Source organism: Mycolicibacterium sp. Y3 (genome assembly GCF_051188035.1).
In the GTDB taxonomy this organism is placed as follows: Bacteria; Actinomycetota; Actinomycetes; order Mycobacteriales; family Mycobacteriaceae; genus Mycobacterium; species Mycobacterium fluoranthenivorans.
The window spans coordinates 6363875-6383380 of the sequence record NZ_JAVQLT010000001.1; the positions used below are offsets into that span (position 1 = coordinate 6363875).

The 19506-nt window shown below is 68.4% G+C and carries 9 protein-coding genes; 5 read left to right on the forward strand and 4 right to left on the reverse strand.

The features are described 5' to 3' along the window. Nucleotides 1-348 precede the first annotated feature (348 nt). Nucleotides 349-11301 carry a type I polyketide synthase gene (locus QN239_RS31085; protein WP_499016434.1) on the forward strand — a complete coding sequence of 3651 codons (10953 nt, stop codon included), beginning with the start codon at nucleotides 349-351 and terminating at the stop codon, nucleotides 11299-11301. Here the strand turns inward: QN239_RS31085 and QN239_RS31090 are convergent. Beyond that, the gene (locus tag QN239_RS31090; RefSeq protein ID WP_499016436.1) at nucleotides 11298-12377 is read right to left on the reverse strand and encodes an NAD(P)H-dependent amine dehydrogenase family protein; all 1080 of its coding nucleotides are present in this window, start codon (nucleotides 12375-12377) and stop codon (nucleotides 11298-11300) included. The genes QN239_RS31085 and QN239_RS31090 overlap by 4 nt on opposite strands. A 249-nt stretch (nucleotides 12378-12626) precedes the next feature. On the opposite strand from QN239_RS31090, the gene QN239_RS31095 reads away from it, so the two are divergent. Further along, the gene (locus QN239_RS31095; protein WP_499016439.1) at nucleotides 12627-14462 is read left to right on the forward strand and encodes an acyl-CoA dehydrogenase; all 1836 of its coding nucleotides are present in this window, start codon (nucleotides 12627-12629) and stop codon (nucleotides 14460-14462) included. 104 nt (nucleotides 14463-14566) lie between these two features. Here QN239_RS31095 and QN239_RS31100 read toward each other — a convergent pair whose 3' ends face one another. After that, the gene (locus QN239_RS31100) at nucleotides 14567-15421 is read right to left on the reverse strand and encodes a DUF559 domain-containing protein (RefSeq protein WP_499016442.1); all 855 of its coding nucleotides are present in this window, start codon (nucleotides 15419-15421) and stop codon (nucleotides 14567-14569) included. Nucleotides 15422-15639: 218 nt separating this feature from the next. On the opposite strand from QN239_RS31100, the gene QN239_RS31105 reads away from it, so the two are divergent. Then, the gene (locus tag QN239_RS31105) at nucleotides 15640-16239 is read left to right on the forward strand and encodes a ClpP family protease (RefSeq protein ID WP_499016444.1); all 600 of its coding nucleotides are present in this window, start codon (nucleotides 15640-15642) and stop codon (nucleotides 16237-16239) included. Further along, nucleotides 16236-16829 (forward strand): ClpP family protease, encoded by a 594-nt coding sequence (locus QN239_RS31110; protein WP_090362911.1) that lies wholly within the window; start codon nucleotides 16236-16238, stop codon nucleotides 16827-16829. Before QN239_RS31105 ends, QN239_RS31110 begins: the two co-directional genes overlap by 4 nt. On the opposite strand, the gene QN239_RS31115 is transcribed toward QN239_RS31110, so the two are convergent. After that, entirely contained in the window at nucleotides 16826-17149 is a 324-nt protein-coding gene (locus QN239_RS31115) for a helix-turn-helix domain-containing protein (protein ID WP_499016447.1), read from the reverse strand. The two genes, QN239_RS31110 and QN239_RS31115, sit on opposite strands and share 4 nt — an antisense overlap. Before the next feature lie 220 nt (nucleotides 17150-17369). Then, a complete protein-coding gene (locus QN239_RS31120) occupies nucleotides 17370-18278 on the reverse strand; it encodes a TIGR03564 family F420-dependent LLM class oxidoreductase (protein WP_499016449.1) in 909 nt (302 codons plus the stop codon). Nucleotides 18279-18304: 26 nt separating this feature from the next. Between QN239_RS31120 and QN239_RS31125 the strand changes: the two genes are divergently transcribed. After that, complete coding sequence (locus QN239_RS31125; RefSeq protein ID WP_499016450.1) at nucleotides 18305-19417, forward strand: TDT family transporter; 1113 nt, start codon at nucleotides 18305-18307, stop codon at nucleotides 19415-19417. Nucleotides 19418-19506: the final 89 nt, after the last annotated feature.

Sequence of the window (19506 nt, forward strand, 5' to 3'; positions counted from 1 at the left end):
GTTCCTCCCGGGTCTGAGCGGCGGCGGCTCCGGTCCGGCAACGCTGATGGCGACTTCACGATAGCGCCTACCGTCGCCGACGGTCCCGCGGCTACACCTCTGCGGATTTGCTGTACGCCCGCCGGACCTGAACCTGTGCACCCGCTTAGCACATCTACCACCGGCGATGTACCTACTGACCCGAACTGGTCTCTTTCAGCAACCCGCGTGCCATACTGACCGGCGAGTAAGAAGCCGGCTGTGACCGTCGGGGACTGAGCGCGCCAGAGCCGTCGCACAACTTTCGCAGTCCTCGGTCGGTCGGGACAGCCTCAGATCTTGTCGGACCGCGGCGGAAGCGAACTCTTGATGTCAACTAGTGAACACGCCGCTGCGTCTGCGGGGCAGACCTCCAGCTTCGCGATCATCGGGTACGCCGCACGGCTTCCCGGTGCCGCCGACGCCGAGCAGTACTGGGACGTCCTGCACCAGGGGCGCGACGCGGTCTCGGAGATCCCGCAGGACCGCTGGGATGCCGACGAGTTCTACGACTCCGACGCCGGCGCAGCCGGCAAGGTGGTCACCCGTCGCGCCGGGTTCGTCGATGACGTCGTCGGATTCGACGCCCCGTTCTTCGGCGTCTCGGCCCGCGAAGCCAGGTTGATGGACCCTCAGCATCGGCTGCTGCTGGAGACCTCGTGGCGGGCCGTCGAGCACTCGGGCACCGCGCCGACCGCGTTGGCGAACAGCCGGACCGGCGTGTTCGTCGGGTTGTCCACCCATGACTACCTGGGCATGGCCTCGTCAGAACTGACCTACCCCGAGATCGAGGCCTACCTGGCCATCGGTACCTCAGGTGCCGCCGGGGCCGGCCGGATCAGCTACCGGCTGGGTCTGCACGGCCCGGCGGTCACCGTCGACACGGCGTGCAGCTCGTCGCTGGTCGCCATCCACCAGGCGTGCCAGGCACTGCTGCTCGACGAATGCGATCTGGCGCTGGCCGGCGGGGCGAACGCCCTGCTGAGCCCGGCCACCATGATCACGTTCTCGCAGTCCCGGATGCTGGCGGCCGATGGCCGGTGCAAGACGTTCGACGCGGCGGCCGACGGCTATGTGCGCGGCGAGGGTTGCGGTGTCATCGTCATCAAACGCCTCGAGGACGCGCTTCGGGACGGGGACCGGATCCGGGCCGTCATCCGCGGCAGCGCTGTCAACCAGGACGGCGCCTCGGGTGGGTTGACGGTGCCCAACGGCGTCGCCCAGCAGCGCGTCATCACCGAAGCGCTGGAACGCGCGGGCCTGACGCCCGGCGATATCGACTACTTGGAGGCGCACGGCACCGGCACCTCGCTGGGCGACCCGATCGAGGTGCAGGCGGCGGCCGCCGCGCTCGGCAAGGGCCGCGACGCCGACCATCCGCTGCTGATCGGGTCGGCGAAGACCAACATCGGGCACCTGGAGGCCGCCGCGGGTATCGCCGGTGTGCTCAAGGTCGTGCTGTCGCTGGAGAACCAGGAACTGCCCAAGCACCTGCACTTCCAGAACCCGTCGCCGCACATCCCCTGGGATCGGATTCCGGTGCGGGTGGTCTCCGAGACGACCCCGTGGCCACCGGCGACCAACCGGCCGCGCATCGCGGGGGTCAGTTCGTTCGGGTTCTCCGGCACCAACGCCCACATCATCCTCGAAGAGGCCCCCGCTACGGTGCCCGCCGCCGCGGACATCCCGTCCGATGACCGGCAGTTCAAGGTGCTCCCCTTGTCGGCGCGGACCCCGGCCGCCCTGGTGCAGACCGCCGAGCAGTACCGCAGCTGGCTGAGCGCGCATCCGGAGGCCACGTTGGCCGACGTGTGTCTGACCGCTGGAGCCGGCCGGGCTCACCTCGAGCACCGCGCCGCGCTGGTCGTGAACTCGCTCGATTCGGCGCGTGAGCTGCTCGGTGCGCTGGCCGACGACCGGCCCGCACCCGGGTTGCTGCGTGGCGAGTGCGCCGATGCGCCGAAGACGGCGTGGTTGTTCCCCGGACAGGGCAGCCAGTACGCCGGAATGGCTCGCGAGCTGTTCGAGACCGAACCAGTGTTCGCCGCGACCATGACCCAGTGCGCGGACGCACTGGCCGGTGTACTCGAAAAGCCGTTGCTCGAACTGCTTTTCGACGCAGACGGCGCGGACACGCTGCGCTTGACCCAGCATGCCCAGCCCGCGATCTTCGCCGTCGAGATGGGCCTGGCCCGCCTGTGGCAGTCGTGGGGCCTCGAGCCGGACGTGGTGCTGGGGCACAGTGTCGGTCAGTACTCGGCGGCGTGCGTCGCCGGGGTGTTCAGCATCGAAGACGGCATCCGGTTGCTCGCCGAGCGGGGCCGTCTCTTCGGTGAACTTCCCGCCGGTGGGCGGATGGCCGCGGTCTTCGCCGACCCGGACCGGGTCGAGCGTCTCACCGACGAGTACCCGAGCCTGTCGGTGGCCGCCTACAACGGCGCCAACACCGTGCTGTCCGGTCCGGGTAAGGACCTGGAGCAGGCGATCGCCGGGCTGTCGGCCGACGGAGTCCGGTGCGACTGGCTCGATACCAGCCACGCGTTCCACTCGGCACTGCTCGATCCGGCGCTCGACGCGTTCGAGTCGTTCGCCGGACAGTTCGAATTCAAAGCCCCACAACGGATCCTGGTGTGCAACCGGACGGGTGCAGCGCTTGGCCGCACCGCAAAGCTGGACGGGGCGTACTGGCGCCGCCATGCCCGTCAGCCCGTCGAGTTCGCCAAAGGCGTGGCCACGCTGGCCGAACTCGGCTGCGCCGTGCTGCTGGAGGTCGGCCCACAGCCGGTGCTGACCGCCGCAGCCATGCGGGCCTGGCCCGACCCCGCCAACGCACCGCGGGCGATCGCCTCGATGCGCCAGAACGGCGCCGACCACCGCCAGATCGCCGAAGCCCTGGCCAACGCATACGTGGCCGGACACGTACCCGACTTCGGCGCGCTGTTGCAGCAACCCGCGCGCAAGCTGGACCTGCCGACCTATCCGTTCCAGCACCGGCACTACTGGTTCCGGGACAAGCAGGTACAGCCGGCGGCCAAGACCGACTCGGCCCGCACCGAGGCCGTCCGCCTGCTCGAGGACGGTCGTATCGACGAGCTCGCGGCCCTGCTCGGCGGCTCGAATGGCGGCCAGACGGTCACCGATGTCCTGAACAAGCTTGCGACGCAACACAACCGGCAGCGCAGCGCGCAGTCCATCTCGGATGCCCGCTACGAGATCAGCTGGCAGAAGGCGGCCGGTGGTGGACCGGCCGTCGGCGAAGGCTCGGCCTGGCTGCTCATCGGTGAGGATGCCGCGGTGCTGGCACCGATCATCGGCGCACTCACCGCACACGGCCACCGGCAGCGGGTCCTCCCCCTGCCCGCATCCGACGCCGACGAGCGACAGCTCGAAGCCGAGCTGCGCGCCGCGGTGGAAGACGAACCCGAACTTCGCATCCTGCATGTGGCGGCGCTGGAATCCGACAGCACGCCCTCGATGCGTTCGCTGCTGCGGATGCAGCACCGCGTCCTGGGCGGCACGCAACGACTGTTCCGTGCCGCAGCCGCCGCCGAACTGCGCGTGCCCATCTGGGTGGCGACCCGCGGCGCACAACGCGTCACCGATACCGACACCGTGGCGCCCGAACAGAGCAGCCTGTGGGGGTTCTGCCGCGCCGTCGCGCTGGAGTACCCGCAGGTGTGGGGCGGATTGGCCGACGTCACCGAGGGCAGCTCCGACGAGTGGTTCCGGCTGATCAGGGCCCTGGTCGCGGCCCCGCGCGGGGAAGACCAGATCGCCCTGCGTGAGCAGGCCGCCTACGTGCCCCGGCTGGTCCGGCGGACCGGTCAGCCCAACCCGACGCCATTGGAATTGCGTTCGGACGCCACGTATCTGGTGACCGGCGGGCTGGGTTCACTCGGACTGGAGATCGCGGGCCATCTGGCCTCGCACGGTGCCAAGCAACTGGTGCTGACCAGCCGGCGCGCGCCGAACGCCGCCGCGCAGCAGCGTATCGACGGCTTACGTGAGCAGCACGGCTGCGAGGTCCGGGTCGTCACGGCCGATGTCGCCAATCCGCACGAGGTCGCGCACCTGTTCGCCACCGTGGCTGCCGAGCTTCCCCCACTGGCCGGCATCGTGCATGCCGCCGGTGAGAACAGCACCACGCCGTTGAGCGATCTGGACTCCGCAGAACTGGACCGGGTATTCGCCGGAAAGGTCTGGGGTGCTTGGTACCTCGGCGAAGCGGCAGCGGACCTGAAGCTGGACTTCTTCCTGTCGACCTCCTCGATCTCCTCGGTGTGGGGCAGCTACGGTCAGAGCGCCTACAGCGCGGCCAACGCCTTCCTCGACGGGTTGACCTGGCACCTTCGCGCCCAGGGCATCCCCGGACTGAGCGTCAACTTCGGTCCCTGGTCGGCGGGTATGGCCGATCCCGACGCCCGTGCCCAGCTGGAACGGCGCGGCGTGCGCACGCTGTCCCCGGCGGATGCACTGGCGGGGATGGCCGACGTCATCGTCGGGGATACCGCCCAAGGAATCGTGGCGCGGATCGACTGGTCCCGCTTCCTGCCGATCTACCTGCAGACCGGGCAGCGTTCGCTGCTGGCCGAGGTGGCCCGCGAGGTGCCCGACTCGGTGGCTGCGGCCCCCGGCCCCTCGGGCACCACCCGATTCGTCGAACAGCTCACCGCCGCGCCGGTGCAGCAACGCAAGAAGCTCGTCCTGGAGTACCTGCGCGACGCCGTGGCCGAGGTGACGCAGATCGACGCCTCAGAGATCCGGGAAGAGGGCGGATTCTTCGACCTCGGCATGGATTCGCTGATGGCCGTCGAACTACGGCGCCGTCTGGAACAGGCTGTCGGCAAGGAACTTCCGGCGACGCTGGCGATGGATTACCCGCGCCTGACCGATGTCGCGGACTACCTGCTCGGCGATGTGCTGAACCTCAACGAGCGCGCCGGCGCCAAGGTGATCACCAAGCACACCTCGCTGGCCACCTCCGCGACCGACGAGCCGATCGCGATCATCGCGGTGGCCTGCCGGTTCCCCGGATCGCCCGATCCGGACGCCTACTGGGAACTGTTGGCAGGCGGTGTCGACGCGATCCGCGAGATTCCCGAGGACCGCTTCGACGTCGACGAGTTCTACGACCCCGATCAGCAGACCCCGGGCAAGATCTACACCCGCAGCGGCGGATACCTGGACAGTGTCGACACCTTCGATCCGGAGTTCTTCGGCATCTCGCCGCGCGAGGCCGTCTGGATCGACCCGCAGCAGCGCCTGATGCTCGAAATCGCGTGGGAGGGTATCGAACGAGCAGGGTATGGGCCGACCTCGTTGCGCGGCAGCCGAACCGGCGTCTTCGTCGGCGTCGGCGCCAACGAGTACTCGCACCTGCTGTCCGGCGATTCGGTGGAGAAGCTGGAAGCACACTTCATCACCGGCAACGCGCTGAACGCCATCGCGGGGCGGGTCGCCTTCACCCTCGGCCTGGAGGGGCCGGCGATGGCGGTCGACACCGCGTGCAGTTCCTCCCTGGTGGCCGTGCACCAGGCCAGCCAGGCCCTGCATTCCGGCGACTGTGATCTGGCCTTGGCCGGCGGCGTGAACGTGCTATTGAGCCCGGCGTCGATCGTCGCCGCCTCGCAGGCCCGGATGCTGTCCCCGGACGGGCGGTGCAAGACCTTCGACGCCGCCGCCGACGGCTACGTCCGCAGTGAGGGCTGCGGTGTGCTGGTGCTCAAGCGACTGTCCGACGCACAACGCGACGGCGACCGGATCTGCGCTGTCATCCGCAGCAGCACCGTCAACCAGGACGGCGCCTCAAGTGGCCTGACGGTACCCAATGGTGGTGCGCAACAACGACTCATCACCGCGGCACTGACCCGGGCGGGTCTGGCCGGAGGCGATGTCGACTACCTCGAAGCGCACGGCACCGGCACCCCGTTGGGTGACCCGATCGAGGTGCAGGCGGCCGCGGCCGCGTACGGCGCCGGTCGCGACCCGAACCGGCCGCTGCTGGTGGGCACGGCCAAGACCAATATCGGGCACCTGGAGTCCGCGGCGGGTGTCGCCGGTCTGATCAAGGTGGTGCTGTCGCTGCAGAACGAGATGCTGCCGCAGACTTTGCACTTCAACAATCCGTCACCGCACATCCCGTGGGACACCCTGCCCGTGCAGGTGGTGAACGAGGCCACCCCGTGGCTGACCAACGGCAGGCCGCGGCGTGCCGGTGTCAGCGCCTTCGGATTCACCGGTACCAATGCCCATGTGCTGCTTGAAGAAGCGCCGCTGGCGGCGGACGAACCCGCCGACGAGGCACCGGAAGCAACGCGCGAGCCGTTGAGCGTGATCCCGCTGTCGGCCCGCTCGGCGCAGGGGCTGACCGCTCTGGCCCAGCGCTACAGCGCCTGGCTGGATGCCCACCCCGACGTCGCGATCGACGACGTGAGCTTCACCGCCGGAGCCGGCCGCGCCCACTTCGAGCACCGGGCCGCGGTGGTCGCGAATTCGGTCGCCGAGACCAAGATGCTGCTCGACGATCTGGTGGCGAACCGGTTGCGCCCGGGTGTCGTCCGTGGCGAATGCACCGACCCGCCGACCACGGCGTGGTTCTTCCCGGGCCAGGGCAGCCAGTACCCGGGCATGGCGCGCGAGCTGTTCGAATCCGAACCGGTATTCGCCGACACGGTCCGGCAGTGCGCGCAAGCCGTCGACGGGATGCTGCCACGGCCGCTGCTGGAGGTCCTGTTCGGCTCCGGCCGGGATGCCGCCGAAACGTTGAAGCACACCTCCTTTGCGCAGCCGGCGATCTTCGCCGTCGAGATGGGCCTGGCCCGGCTGTGGCAGTCGTGGGGTATCGAGCCGGACGTGGTGCTGGGCCACAGCGTGGGCCAGTACGCGGCGGCCTGCGTGGCCGGCGTGCTCAGCCTCGAGGACGGGGCCCGGCTGATCGCCGAACGTGGCCGACTGTTCGGCAGCCTGCCGGCCGGCGGCCGGATGGTCGCGGTGTTCGCCGATCCCCAGTACGTGGAGGACGCCGCCGAGGCGTTCCCGCGGGTCTCGGTCGGTGCCTACAACGGCCGCAACACCGTGCTGTCGGGCCCGGGTGAGGATCTGGAACAGATCGTCGCCAACTGCAGCGAGGACGGCGCCCGCTGCACCTGGCTGGAGACCAGCCACGCTTTCCACTCCGAGCTGCTGGATCCGGTGCTCGACGAATTCGAGACGTTCGCCTCGCAATTCGACTACGCGGTGCCCACCCTGCCGCTGGTCTGCAACCGGACCGGCACGGTGCTCACCGCGGAGACACCGATCGACGCCCAGTACTGGCGGCGGCATTCCCGGCAGCCGGTGCAGTTCACCGAGAGCGTGCGTACCGTCGCAGCCCTGGGCTGCTCGGTGCTGATGGAGATCGGCCCACAGCCGATCCTGACCGCGGCCGCGCTGCAGAGCTGGCCCGAGTCCTCGGACACTCCGCGGACCATCGTGTCGCTGCGCAAGGGCGCCAACGCACAACGGCAGATCACCGAAGCGCTCGCCAACGCCTACATCTGCGGGCACCGGCCGGACTTCGCCGCCAAGCACCACACGCCGGGTCAGCGGCTCGCGTTGCCCACCTATCCGTTCCAGCGGCGCCGCTACTGGCCCAAGACCTCCGGTCTGCGGGCCGATGGCACCGCGACGTCGGGCATCCTGGGCAGCGCCAAAGATCTGGCCTCCGGTGACACCGTGTACAGCAACGTGTTCTCGGTCAAGACGCAGCCATGGCTGGCGCACCACGTCATCTACGGCACCGTCGTCGTTCCCGGCGCGACCTACGCCGCGATGGCGCTGGCCGCGGCCGGCGCACCGGCGCGGGTCAAGGAGGTCTTCTTCTACGAGCCGATCATCCTGCCCGACAAAGCTTCTCGCGAAGTGCAGCTGACCTTGCATCCGGTCGACGACGGCTGGAAGTTCCAGGTGCACAGCCGGCCTTACGGTGTCCGGGAGTCCGAGTGGTCGCTGAACTCCGACGGCACCCTGCTGGCAGGTGTCGAGCCCGATGCGGAGTCCCCGGATGTGGTGGTCGCGCCGGACGAGGCGATCGAGCAGATGAACCGCACGCGCCCGCAGGAATTGTTCGACATCTTCCACGATATGGAACTGGCGTGGGGGCCCACGTGGTCCACCTCGCTGAAGTCGTTGTGGGTCGGCGAGGGCGAGGCGATCGGCGATATCTCGATCGGCGAGGAACTGGCCGAGCACCTCAGCAGCGAGCCGATCCACCCGGTGCTGCTGGATCTGTGCACGGGTGTGGCCTTCCCGGCCTTCCCCGCGATCCTCGCCGCCGAGCAGGGCATGCACGATCTGTTCCTGCCGCTGCGGTACGGCCAGGTTCAGGTGGCCGAGAAGATGCCGCGCCGGTTCTACTGCCGGGCCCGCTGGCATGAGAGCGCCCTCAACGGTGAAACCCAGGTCTTCGACATCGATTTCGTGGACCGGGATGGGCGGGTACTGGGCGGGATCCGCGAGTTCACGGTGAAACGCGCTCCCCGCGAGGCGCTGCTGCGCGGGCTGGGCGGGGACTCGACCCGGCTGCTGTACACCCTGGGCTGGCAGGAAGCCGCCCCGCCGGCGACCGACGGTGACGACGGCGCCGCGACGACCGGCGGCACCTGGCTGATCGCCGGGTCCGACGTGCTGGCCGCCGAGGTGCCCGGGGCCGTCACCGTCGAGAACACCGGCGATCCGCTGTCCTGGCAGAAGGCGTTCGCCGATGCCGCCGAGCGCGGTGTCCCGGTCACCGGGATCGTCTGGCGCGGGATCGGACACCCCGAACTCGACGAGAACCCGTCGGCCCGGTTGGAGGCCGAGATCACCGCCCTGCTGGGTGCCGCCCAGACCGGGGTGGCAGATGGCTTGCGCGGCGGATTGTGGATCGTCACCGAACGGGCCGTGGCCACCGAACCCGGCGAGCCGGTCGATCCGGTCCAGGCCGCGCTGTGGGGCTTCGGGCGTACCCTGATCGCCGAGCAGCCGACCCTGCGGGTCCGGTTGGTGGACGGGGATGGCTCCCAGGAGTCCCTGGATTGGCTGGCCGGTGCACTGGGTGCACCCGTCGTCGAACCCGAGATGGCGGTGCGGCAGGGACGTTTCCTGGTGTCGCGGCTGCTGCACTGGGCGCGTAGCGGGCAGCTGCCGATGCCGCGCAGCGACGATTACGTGCTGGCCCCGACCGAGCGCGGCGCGATCGACAACCTGCGCCTCGTCGAGAAAGAACTGACCCCGCCGGAGGCCAACGAGGTGCAGGTCCGGATCGAGGCCGCCGGCCTCAACTTCCGCGACGTGCTCAACGTGCTCGGCCTGTACCCCGGCGATCCCGGCCCGATCGGTGGCGACCTCTGCGGTGTGGTCACCGAAGTGGGGTCGGCGGTCACCGGACTCGAGGTCGGACAGCGGGTGTTCGGCTCGATGCAAGGCGCGTTCTCCAGCCGGCTCAACGTCCCGGCACCGCTGCTGGCAGTGGTACCCGACGGCGTCAGCTCGGTGGATGCGGCGACGATCTCCGCTGCGGCACTGACGGTCCGGTTGGCATTCGACTGGGCGCAGCTCAAGCCCGGCGACAAGGTGCTCATCCACGCCGCCAGCGGTGGCGTGGGATTGGCCGCGGTCCAGATGGCCCGCCAGCACGGCGCGATCGTGTTCGCCACCGCGAGCAAGTACAAGCGCGCCACGCTGTGGGAGATGGGTGTGGAGTACGTCTATGACTCGCGGACAACGGATTTCGCGGATCAGATCCTCGCGGACACCGACGGCGCCGGCGTGGACGTGGTGCTCAACAGCCTGACCAGCGAAGGATTCATCGAAGCGACGTTGCGGGCCACGGCCCACGGCGGTCGGTTCGCCGAGATCGCCAAGCGCGATATCTGGCCCGTCGAGCGGATGGCCGAGGTGCGGCCCGATATCAACTACGAGATCGTGGCGCTGGACGTCACCATGATGTCCGACCCCGATCACATCCAGAAGCTGATGGCGGAGGTGTCCGAGGGGTTGGCCACCGGTGTGTGGACCCCGGTGCCCGCCGAGGTCTACCCGCTGACCGAGGCCAGGACCGCGTTCCGCCGGATGCAGCAGGCCCGGCACATCGGCAAGATCGTGGTGCAGATGCCGAAACCGCTGCAGCCGCACGGTGATCGGAGCTACCTGCTCACCGGTGGGCTGGGTGCGCTCGGTTTGCACACGGCGTCCTATCTGGCTCAACTCGGCGCCGGGGACATCGTGCTGACCAGCCGGCGTACACCCGACGCGGAGACCCAGCAGGCCATCGACGCCATCACCGAGCGGTTCCACTGCCGGATCCACGTGTTCTCGGCCGACGTCGGGGACGAGGCTTCGGTGGCGGCGCTGTTGGACAGGATCCGCGCCGAACTGCCGCCGCTGGCCGGTATCGCACACCTGGCCGGTGTGCTCGACGATGCGCTGCTCCCGCAGCAGGATCTGGAGCACTTCCGGACGACGTTGGGTCCCAAAGCCTATGGTGCGCACCACCTGCACCGGTTGACCAAGGACGATGACCTCGAGTTCTTCATCGTGTACTCGTCTGCGTCGGCGGTACTGGGTTCGCCGTCGCAGGCCAACTACGCCACCGCCAACGCGCTGCTCGACGGGCTCGTGGCACAGCGGCGGGCGCAGGGGCTGCCGGCCACCGCCGTCAACTTCGGGCCGTGGGGTCATGGCGGTATGGCCAGCTCGCAGGCCGCCGTCGCCAACCTCAGTGCGCAGGGCATGATGCCGCTGGAGCCGTCGGCGGCGCTGGCCGCCCTCGGCGAGGCGATCCGGCATGGCGCGGCGCAGGTCACCGTCCTGAAGGCGAACTGGCAACGCACAGCGAAGATGCTGGGCGGCATCCGCCCGCCGCTGCTGGATCAGGTGCTGCCCAGCGGTGACGGATCGGTGCAGGGCGACAGCGAGCTGCTGCGGCAGCTGCAGGAGCTGCCGGTGGCAGCGCGCGGCGGGTTCATCACCGAATTCCTGCAGCGCGAGGTGCAGGGCTTCCTGCGACTGGCCCAGCCACCCGCGGCGTCCAGCCGGTTCCTGGATCTGGGCACCGACTCGCTGATGGCCGTCGAGCTGCGCAACCGGCTGTTCGGTCAGTTCGGCGGCAAGTTCGACATCAGCCCGACAGCGGTGTTCGACTACCCGACCATCGGAGAGTTGGCCGAGCACCTGGTCTCGCAGCTGCCCGATTCGGAAGCCCCAGCGGCCCCGGCCACGCCGGAGGCGCCTGCCGAGGAGCCGGCCCCGGCCGCCGCGGACTAGGCCCAGCGCGTCGCTTCCACCTCGAGTGGCAGCGACGGATGGATCGGCACATCCAGCCCGTCGTAGATCCCGGCGGGCTGGGTGGCCAGCCATTCGATGGCCCCCAGCAGACGGTTGGCCGCCGTGGTGTTGCCGCCGTCGGCCCGGGTGCCACCCGGTACGTCGGCCCGCACGACGATGGTCAACTCCGGATCACCGTCGATGATCACCCGGTGGTCGCCGGCGCCCTGATCGGGAGCCGGCCACTCCGGTGCGACGGACGGATGGATCCGGGTGATGTGTTCGATGATCACCCGCTGCTGTCCGCCGGCCCAGCCGATCACCTTGAGCCGAAACGCTCCCTGGGTGCCTTTCTCGAAGGTGCCCATCACGGTGTCGACATCCTCGGTGAGCGCCAGACGCTGGACGTCCTCGGTGATCTCGTCGATCTCCAGGCCGAGCCCTCGCCCGATCAGGCGGACGTTGCCGCCCCACACCATGGTCGGGATGGACGGCAACAGCATCATCGGTGTCTCGTCCATCGACCCGCCAAAACCGCAGAGCACCTTCACCGACTGCGGCTGGTTGTAGGTGGAGTAGTCGAAGATCTCCTGGCAACGGATGGTCTTGATGCGGGTACACAAACCCGCCGCGAGCACCGCGAGCGCGTCGTTGCCCCAGCCCGGGTCGACGCCACTGACCAGAAGGGACACCCCGCCCGCTTCGGCTGCCGAGGTGAGCCGAGCCACCCACTCCGGTGGCGCCGAGCGCGGGTCGTAGAGCGAGTACAGCGACGGTGTCACCACATGCGCGCCGGCTTTGAGCGCGCGCTCGATATCGGCGATCGCCTCCTCGGGCCGGATATCGCCGGACGCCATATAGGCCACCGCGTCGGCCCCGGTCAGGGCGTCGTCGACATCGGTGGTGGCCAGCACGCCGATGGAGTCAGGAAGTCCGGCAAACGAGGCGGCGTCGCGGCCGGCCTTGTCGGCGGACGAGGTGATGACGCCGGCCAGCTCAAGACCCGGGAAGGCGACCGTCGAGCGGATCGCCGTCGAGCCCATATTGCCCGTTCCCCATACCACCACACGCCTCATGCGCCTCACCTTAGAGGTTTGTTGGGCGTCTCCGTGGCGAGCATCACAGATTGAATGTCATTGCAGGTCACACGGCAAAAATGAGCGTCGAGAGCCGCCCAATCAACCAGGCGGTTGGTTCGCTGGCGACAATTTGCTCGGAGCCCCTTTGCGATGGGGTTACCGGGCGGTATAGTTCAGGCCAGTTACTGGTGGGTAACTTAGCCCTGAGTACCCAACCGACAGCTTCCATCTCATTGAGGAGAAACCGTGGGCCACTACAAGAGCAACGTCCGTGACCAGGTCTTTACCCTGTTCGACGTACTCGGTCTCGACAAGGCGCTCGGTGCCGGCTCGTTCAGCGACCTGGACGCCGACACCGCCAAGGAGATGATCTCCGAGATGGCGCGCCTGGCCGAGGGCCCAGTCGCCGAATCGTTCGCCGACGGCGATCGCAACCCGCCGGTGTTCGACCCCAAGACTCACACCGTCAAGCTGCCCGAGTCCTTCAAGAAGTCGGTCAAGGTGACCATCGAGGGCGGCTGGAACAAGGTCAGCCTCGACGAGGAGCTCGGCGGCGTGCCCGCCCCCAAGGCGCTGCTGTGGGCGCTCAACGAGCACATCCTGGGCGCCAACCCGGCCGTGTGGATGTACGCCGGTGGTTCGGCGTTCGCGCAGATCTTCGCGCACAACGGCACCGAAGAGCAGAAGAAGTGGGCCGTCATCGCCGCTGAGCGCGACTGGGGCGCCACCATGGTGCTGACCGAGCCCGACGCGGGCTCCGACGTCGGCGCCGGCCGCACCAAGGCCGTCAAGCAGGAGGACGGCTCCTGGCACATCGACGGTGTGAAGCGCTTCATCACCTCCGCCGAGGCCGATGACATGTTCGAGAACATCTTCCACCTGGTGCTGGCCCGCCCCGAGGGCGCCGGCCCCGGCACCAAGGGTCTGTCGCTGTTCTTCGTGCCGAAGTTCCACTTCGACTTCGAGACCGGCGAGCTGGGCGAGCGCAACGGCGTCTACGTGACCAACGTCGAGCACAAGATGGGCCTGAAGGTTTCGGCCACCTGTGAGCTGACCTTCGGCCAGCACGACAAGCCCGCCGTCGGCTGGCTCGTCGGCGAGGTGCACAACGGCATCGCGCAGATGTTCGACGTCATCGAGCAGGCCCGCATGATGGTCGGCACCAAGGCCATCGCCACCCTGTCGACCGGTTACCTCAACGCTCTGGAGTACGCCAAGGAGCGCGTGCAGGGTGCCGATCTGACCCAGATGACCGATAAGACCGCGCCGCGCGTGACCATCACGCACCACCCGGACGTGCGTCGTTCGCTGATGACCCAGAAGTCCTACGCCGAGGGCATGCGCGCGCTGTACCTGTACACCGCCACCTTCCAGGACGACGAGGTGGCCCAGGCGCTGCACGGTGTGGACGCGGACCTGGCACTGCGGGTCAACGACCTGCTGCTCCCGATCGTCAAGGGTTACGGCTCCGAGCAGGCCTACGCCAAGCTCACCGAGTCGCTGCAGACCTTCGGTGGTTCCGGCTTCCTGCAGGACTACCCGATCGAGCAGTACATCCGCGATGCCAAGATCGACTCGCTCTACGAAGGCACCACCGCCATCCAGGCGCAGGACTTCTTCTTCCGCAAGATCATCCGCGACAAGGGCCAGGCGCTGTCCTACGTGGCCGGCCAGATCGACACGTTCATCAAGAACGAGTCGGGCAACGGTCGCCTGAAGGCCGAGCGTGCGCTGCTGGCCACCGCCCTGGAGGACGTGCAGGGCATGGCCGCCACCCTGACCGGCTACCTGATGGCCGCGCAGGAAGATGCCGCGAGCATCTACAAGGTGGGCCTGGGTTCGGTGCGCTTCCTGCTCTCGGTCGGCGACCTGATGGTCGGCTGGCTGCTGCAGCGTGAGGCCGCCGTCGCCATCGAGCGCCTCGACGCCGGTGCCACCGGCGAGGAGAAGGCCTTCCTCGACGGCAAGGTCGCGGCCGCGTCGTTCTTCGCGAAGAACTTCCTGCCGCTGCTGACCAGCACCCGCACCGTCATCGACGGTATCGACAACGAGGTCATGGAGCTGGCCGAAGCCTCCTTCTGATCTCTCATAGACCAAGTGCCCCCGGCGATCCCGGGGGCACTTGTCGTTGAGGGGGTCGCGTTGACTCGCCGCTGACGGCGCAGAAGTGCGAGTAGCGTGCGCCCTCACTGACAAGTCAACGCGGACAGGCGAAGCCACTCCCGGTTTACCCGAGCCACGATGCCCGGCCGGCGGTGTCCGGCGGCGACTCTGACGACGGTCCAGCCCACGTGTGCCATGTAGTCGTGGCGATGGATGTCGTACCCCAAGGTTCCGGCGTGCTGCGCACCGTCGTACTCGACGGCCAGCTTGAGATGCGTCCACCCCATGTCGAGGTAGTACAGCGGGAATCCGTCGGGACCCAGTATCGGAATCTGAGTCTGGGGTGGCGGGAAGCCTTCGTCTATGAGCAGCAGCCGCAACCAGGTTTCTTTCGGTGACTCCGCACCCCGGTCGAACAGCGCCAGTGCATGCTCCAGTTGACGGAGTCCTCGCGCGCGACCATGCCGCTCCGCGATCCCGATGACATCGTCTGCGGTGACACGCGTAGCCCGGGCCAGTGCGTCCAGTCGGGCCACAGCCTCACCGAGGTCACCACGACGCCCGAGATCGAAGGCCGTCCGCGCGCCCGTCGTGACCGATATCCCGTCGATGTTTGTCACCTCTTCCGGGTAGATCAGGTCATTGCGCGTGACAACCCACGTCGGCGCCTTGGCATTGGCGTGGATAAGCTCCACCACCGCGTCGTCTCGTACCCATTTCGCCCCGTGTAGTGCTGCCGCGGCCACCCCGGCGATCACCGCTCGCCGTCCGGACCAGAGCCACGCTGCGGCCGTCCGCTGCCGCAACGAGGGCGCAAGATGCTTCTCCACGTAGACATTCGGCAGGATCGCCCGGTAGTACCGACGAAGTTCGTATCGGGTGAGCGTGCCGGCGGCCAGCGCCTCGCTGCCAAGGAAGGGCGCGGTATCGGTATTCATGGCGGTACCTTCGCCGTATCCCCCGACAGTCATCGACGGCCAGCTGCACGACTGACGTCACCTGTGGATGGATCCGGCACTGGGGATGGATTCACTTGGCGCTGGCGGCGCGAAAGTGCGAGACACCCCTGCCCTCAGCGCCAAGTCAACGCGAGAGGTCGTTCTGCTCACAGCAGCACCGGCGGCGAGATCGGGTCGACAGGCTGCATTGTCGAGGGATGACAGACAAGCCACCGCTGTTCAGCCGACAACTACGCGAAGACCTGTACCGCAAAAGAGTTCTCGTACTCGACGGCGCACTCGACGATGACAACGGGACCGTGCTGGTCACCCAGTTCCTGACGCTGGCCGCCGACTCCGGCGACGATATCTGGTTGTGGATCCACTCCCCCGGCGGTTCGGTGCCGGCCATGCTGGCGATCCGCGACGTGATGGGGCTGATCCCTGCGGATGTGGGCACGCTGGCTCTCGGGTTGGCTTGCAGCGCCGGGCAATTCCTGTTGTCCGCGGGCACGCCTGGTAAACGCTTCGCGTTGCCGCACGCGCGTATCCTGATGCACCAGGGGTCGGCGGGCATCGCCGGATCAGCGGTCGAGGTGGAAGTCCAGGCCGACGATCTGCGATATACCCGCGACACCGTACTCAGCCTCATCGCCGCGGACACCGGTCAGGAGATCGACCGCATCTTCACCGACTCGCTGCACGACCGCTGGTTCACCGCCGAGCAGGCGCGGGAGTACGGATTCATCGACCACATCGTCGGCGACTTCACCCAGATAGCGCCGAATCAAAAGCAGCAGTTGGGAATTCATGCATGAGTACTTACACCATCCCCAACGTCATCGCCCGTACCAGCGGTGGCGAGCGCATCATGGACGTCTACTCACACCTGCTCAGCGAGCGCATCGTCTACCTGGGCACCGCGATCGACCCGGGCGTCGCGAACGCGCTCATCGCGCAGCTGCTACACCTCGAGGCCGACAACCCCGAGCAGGAGATCGCGCTCTACATCAATTCCGAAGGCGGCGACCTGTCGGCGATGCTGGCGGTATACGACACCATGCGGTTCATCAAAGCGCCGGTGGCGACGACCTGCATCGGCCAGGCCGTCGCCGCCGGGGCGGTACTGCTGGCCGCGGGCGCACCGGGCCGCCGGGCGGTACTGCCGCACACCAGAGTGGTACTGCACCAGCCCGCCGCGCAGGGCCGCGGCACCATTCCCGATCTCATCCTGCAAGCCGACGAGGTGGCGCGAGTGCGCAGCCAGCTGGAGGCCATCCTGGCGCGGCACACCGGGCGCAGCACCGAACAGCTACGGCACGACACCGATCGCGATCGTGTGTTCGACGCCCACGCGGCCGTCGCCTACGGCCTGGCCGACCGCGTCCTGGACCAGCGAAACCCCTAGGCCACCATCAACATCGGGCCGCGCACGGGCCGGGTGGGGCGGCTGAGATCTGCCGAGATACCACCCAGCAGCCGGACCAGGTCCGTGCGCAACGCCCCGCACACCGCGGCGATCATCTCGCTGGACGGCTCCTTGCGGCCGCGTTCGATCTCGGAGAGGTACTGCGGTGACACACCGGCCCGCGCGGCGACGTCGACCAGACGCTGCCCCTGTTCATGGCGGGTTTCGCGGAGCCGACGGCCGAGGACCTCACGCCACAGCGGTTCCGGCGCCTCGCGGTGGGGGTGGATACCGGGATGGATACGGATGACCTCGCCCATCCCCGTATCTTCGCCGCCGGGAGGGCCGGGCGCCTGCCTGTTCGCCATGAGCACAAATGGGCGGGTTCGGGAAGGACACTTGAGGGGCGTCTTCACTACCTTTCGGTATGGCACGCGGCCGGATCTTCACCTCTTGTTCCGGCTCTTTGGATCTGTCACTTCCCGAACCCGTCGTGCAGACGAATGTACGCCCGTGATCAAGATCACACCAGAGGCAATTTCAATCTGAATCCAGCGACCGGAGCAGCGCCCGGGTACGGGCCCTGACCTCGGGTGATGCATCGAAAAGCACACCCACATACTCGTCGACACCGGCGGCCTTGAGCTCCTCGACCCGGGCCGTCACGGTCGCCTCGTCCCCGATCAGGGCCGCGTCGGCGGGACCCGCATAGCCCTCGCGGTCCAGCATCGCCCGATACGACGGCAGGCGCCCGTACATCGCGAACTGCTCGGCGGCCCGGGCGCGGGCACCGTCGACGTCATCGGTGACGGCCACCGGCAACCCGGCCACCACGCGCACCGGACGCTCCCCGGCCGCGGCCCGCAACGCCGGACCGACATGACCACCGAGTGTCTTCGGACCGGTCATCCAGGTGATGGTGCCCGCGGTGCGGCGCCCGGCGATCTTCAGCAGTTGCGGGCCCAGCGCGGCGATGTAGACATCCGGGCGCGGGGCACCGGCGATCTGCAGGGCACCGCGGGTCGTGACGGTCTCGCCCGGGGCATCCGCGGGCTCACCGGCCAGCAGCGGCAGCAACCCGTCGAGATACTCGTTGAGCCGACGCACCGGCTTGTCCCAGGGGATGCCCCACATGCCCTCGGTGACGGCGGCATGGGTCATGCCCAGCCCCAGGATGAACCGCCCGCCGGCGATCAGGTTCAGGGTCAGCGCGCGCTGCGCCAACTGCATCGGGTGCTGATTCTGGATGGGCACCACCCCGGTGCCGACCTCGATCCCGTCGACCTCCCGAAAGGCGACGGCCAGCACGGTGAGAAGGTCGGGCTCGTAAGGCATCTGGGTCATCCAGACGCGCCGGAATCCCTCGTCGCGGGCCTGGGCGAGGTACTTCACCGTGGCGTCCACCGGCGAACCGCCACCACTCAACGACCCGAAGAGACTTACCTGCATGCCACGCTCCTGTTGAATGTCGCACCATGACCACGCAGCAGCCACGGCTGGGAAATTTCGGGCCGAACTGGTTCGCATCGGTGATGGGGACGGGCATCGTTGCGACCGCGGGCGCGACATTACCCATTCATCTACCCGGACTGCGCGGCTTCGCCGAAGTGGTGTGGGTGGTGGCCGCGGCGCTGCTGGTGGTGCTGTTGGTGGCGGTGACGGTGCAATGGGTGCGCCACCCCACGGTGGCGCGCAGCCACGTGCACAACCCGCAGATGGCCCACTTCTACGGCGCCGCCCCGATGGCGCTGCTCACCGTCGGCACCGGTGCCATCCTGGTCGGCCGTGACCTGATCGGTGAACGGCTGGCCGTCGACATCGACTGGGTGCTGTGGACGGCGGGCACCGTGGGTGGGTTATTCACCGCCATGACCATCCCCTTCATCATGTTCACCCAGATCGACGTGGGTCCCGACGCGGCCTTCGGCGGCTGGCTGATGCCGGTGGTGCCGCCGATGGTCTCGGCCGCCGCGGGTGCCCTGCTGATTCCGCACATGGTGCCGGGCACCGGCCGCACCACCATGCTCTACGGCTGTTACGCGATGTTCGGGCTGTCGCTGATCGCCGCGCTGATCATCATCAGCCTGATCTGGAGCCGGCTGATGCACTACGGCACGTCCGGGACGGCGCGGGTGCCCACCCTGTGGATCGTGTTGGGGCCGCTCGGTCAGGGCATCACCGCGGCCGGGCTGCTGGGCACCAACGCTGTGCTGGCCGCCCCCGCCGACGTGGCGGCCGGGATGAGCGTGTTCGCGATCCTGTTCGGCGTTCCGGTGTGGGGCTTCGCGGTGTTGTGGATTTCGCTGGCCACCGCGCTGACCGTGCGCACCCTGCGCCGCGGGATGCCGTTCGCCCTGACCTGGTGGAGCCTGACCTTTCCCGTCGGCACCTTCGTCACCGGCACCACACAGCTGGCCGTGCACACCGGGCTGCCGGCGTTCAAGGTGGCGGCCGTCGCGGCCTACGTCGGCTTGCTCTGCACCTGGGGCCTGGTGGCGGTGCGGACGGCACGCGGGAGCCTGGCGGGCAGCCTGTTCGCGCCGGCTGCGCCCGGGCCGATCACGGCTTCCAAACAGCCGAAAAGATGATCCGGGGCGAGCGAAGCGACGGGAAAACTAAAGAGCCCCGTGTTGCCGTCGGGTCGGGGGGTCAGACGGCAACACGGAGCTATCCGGTG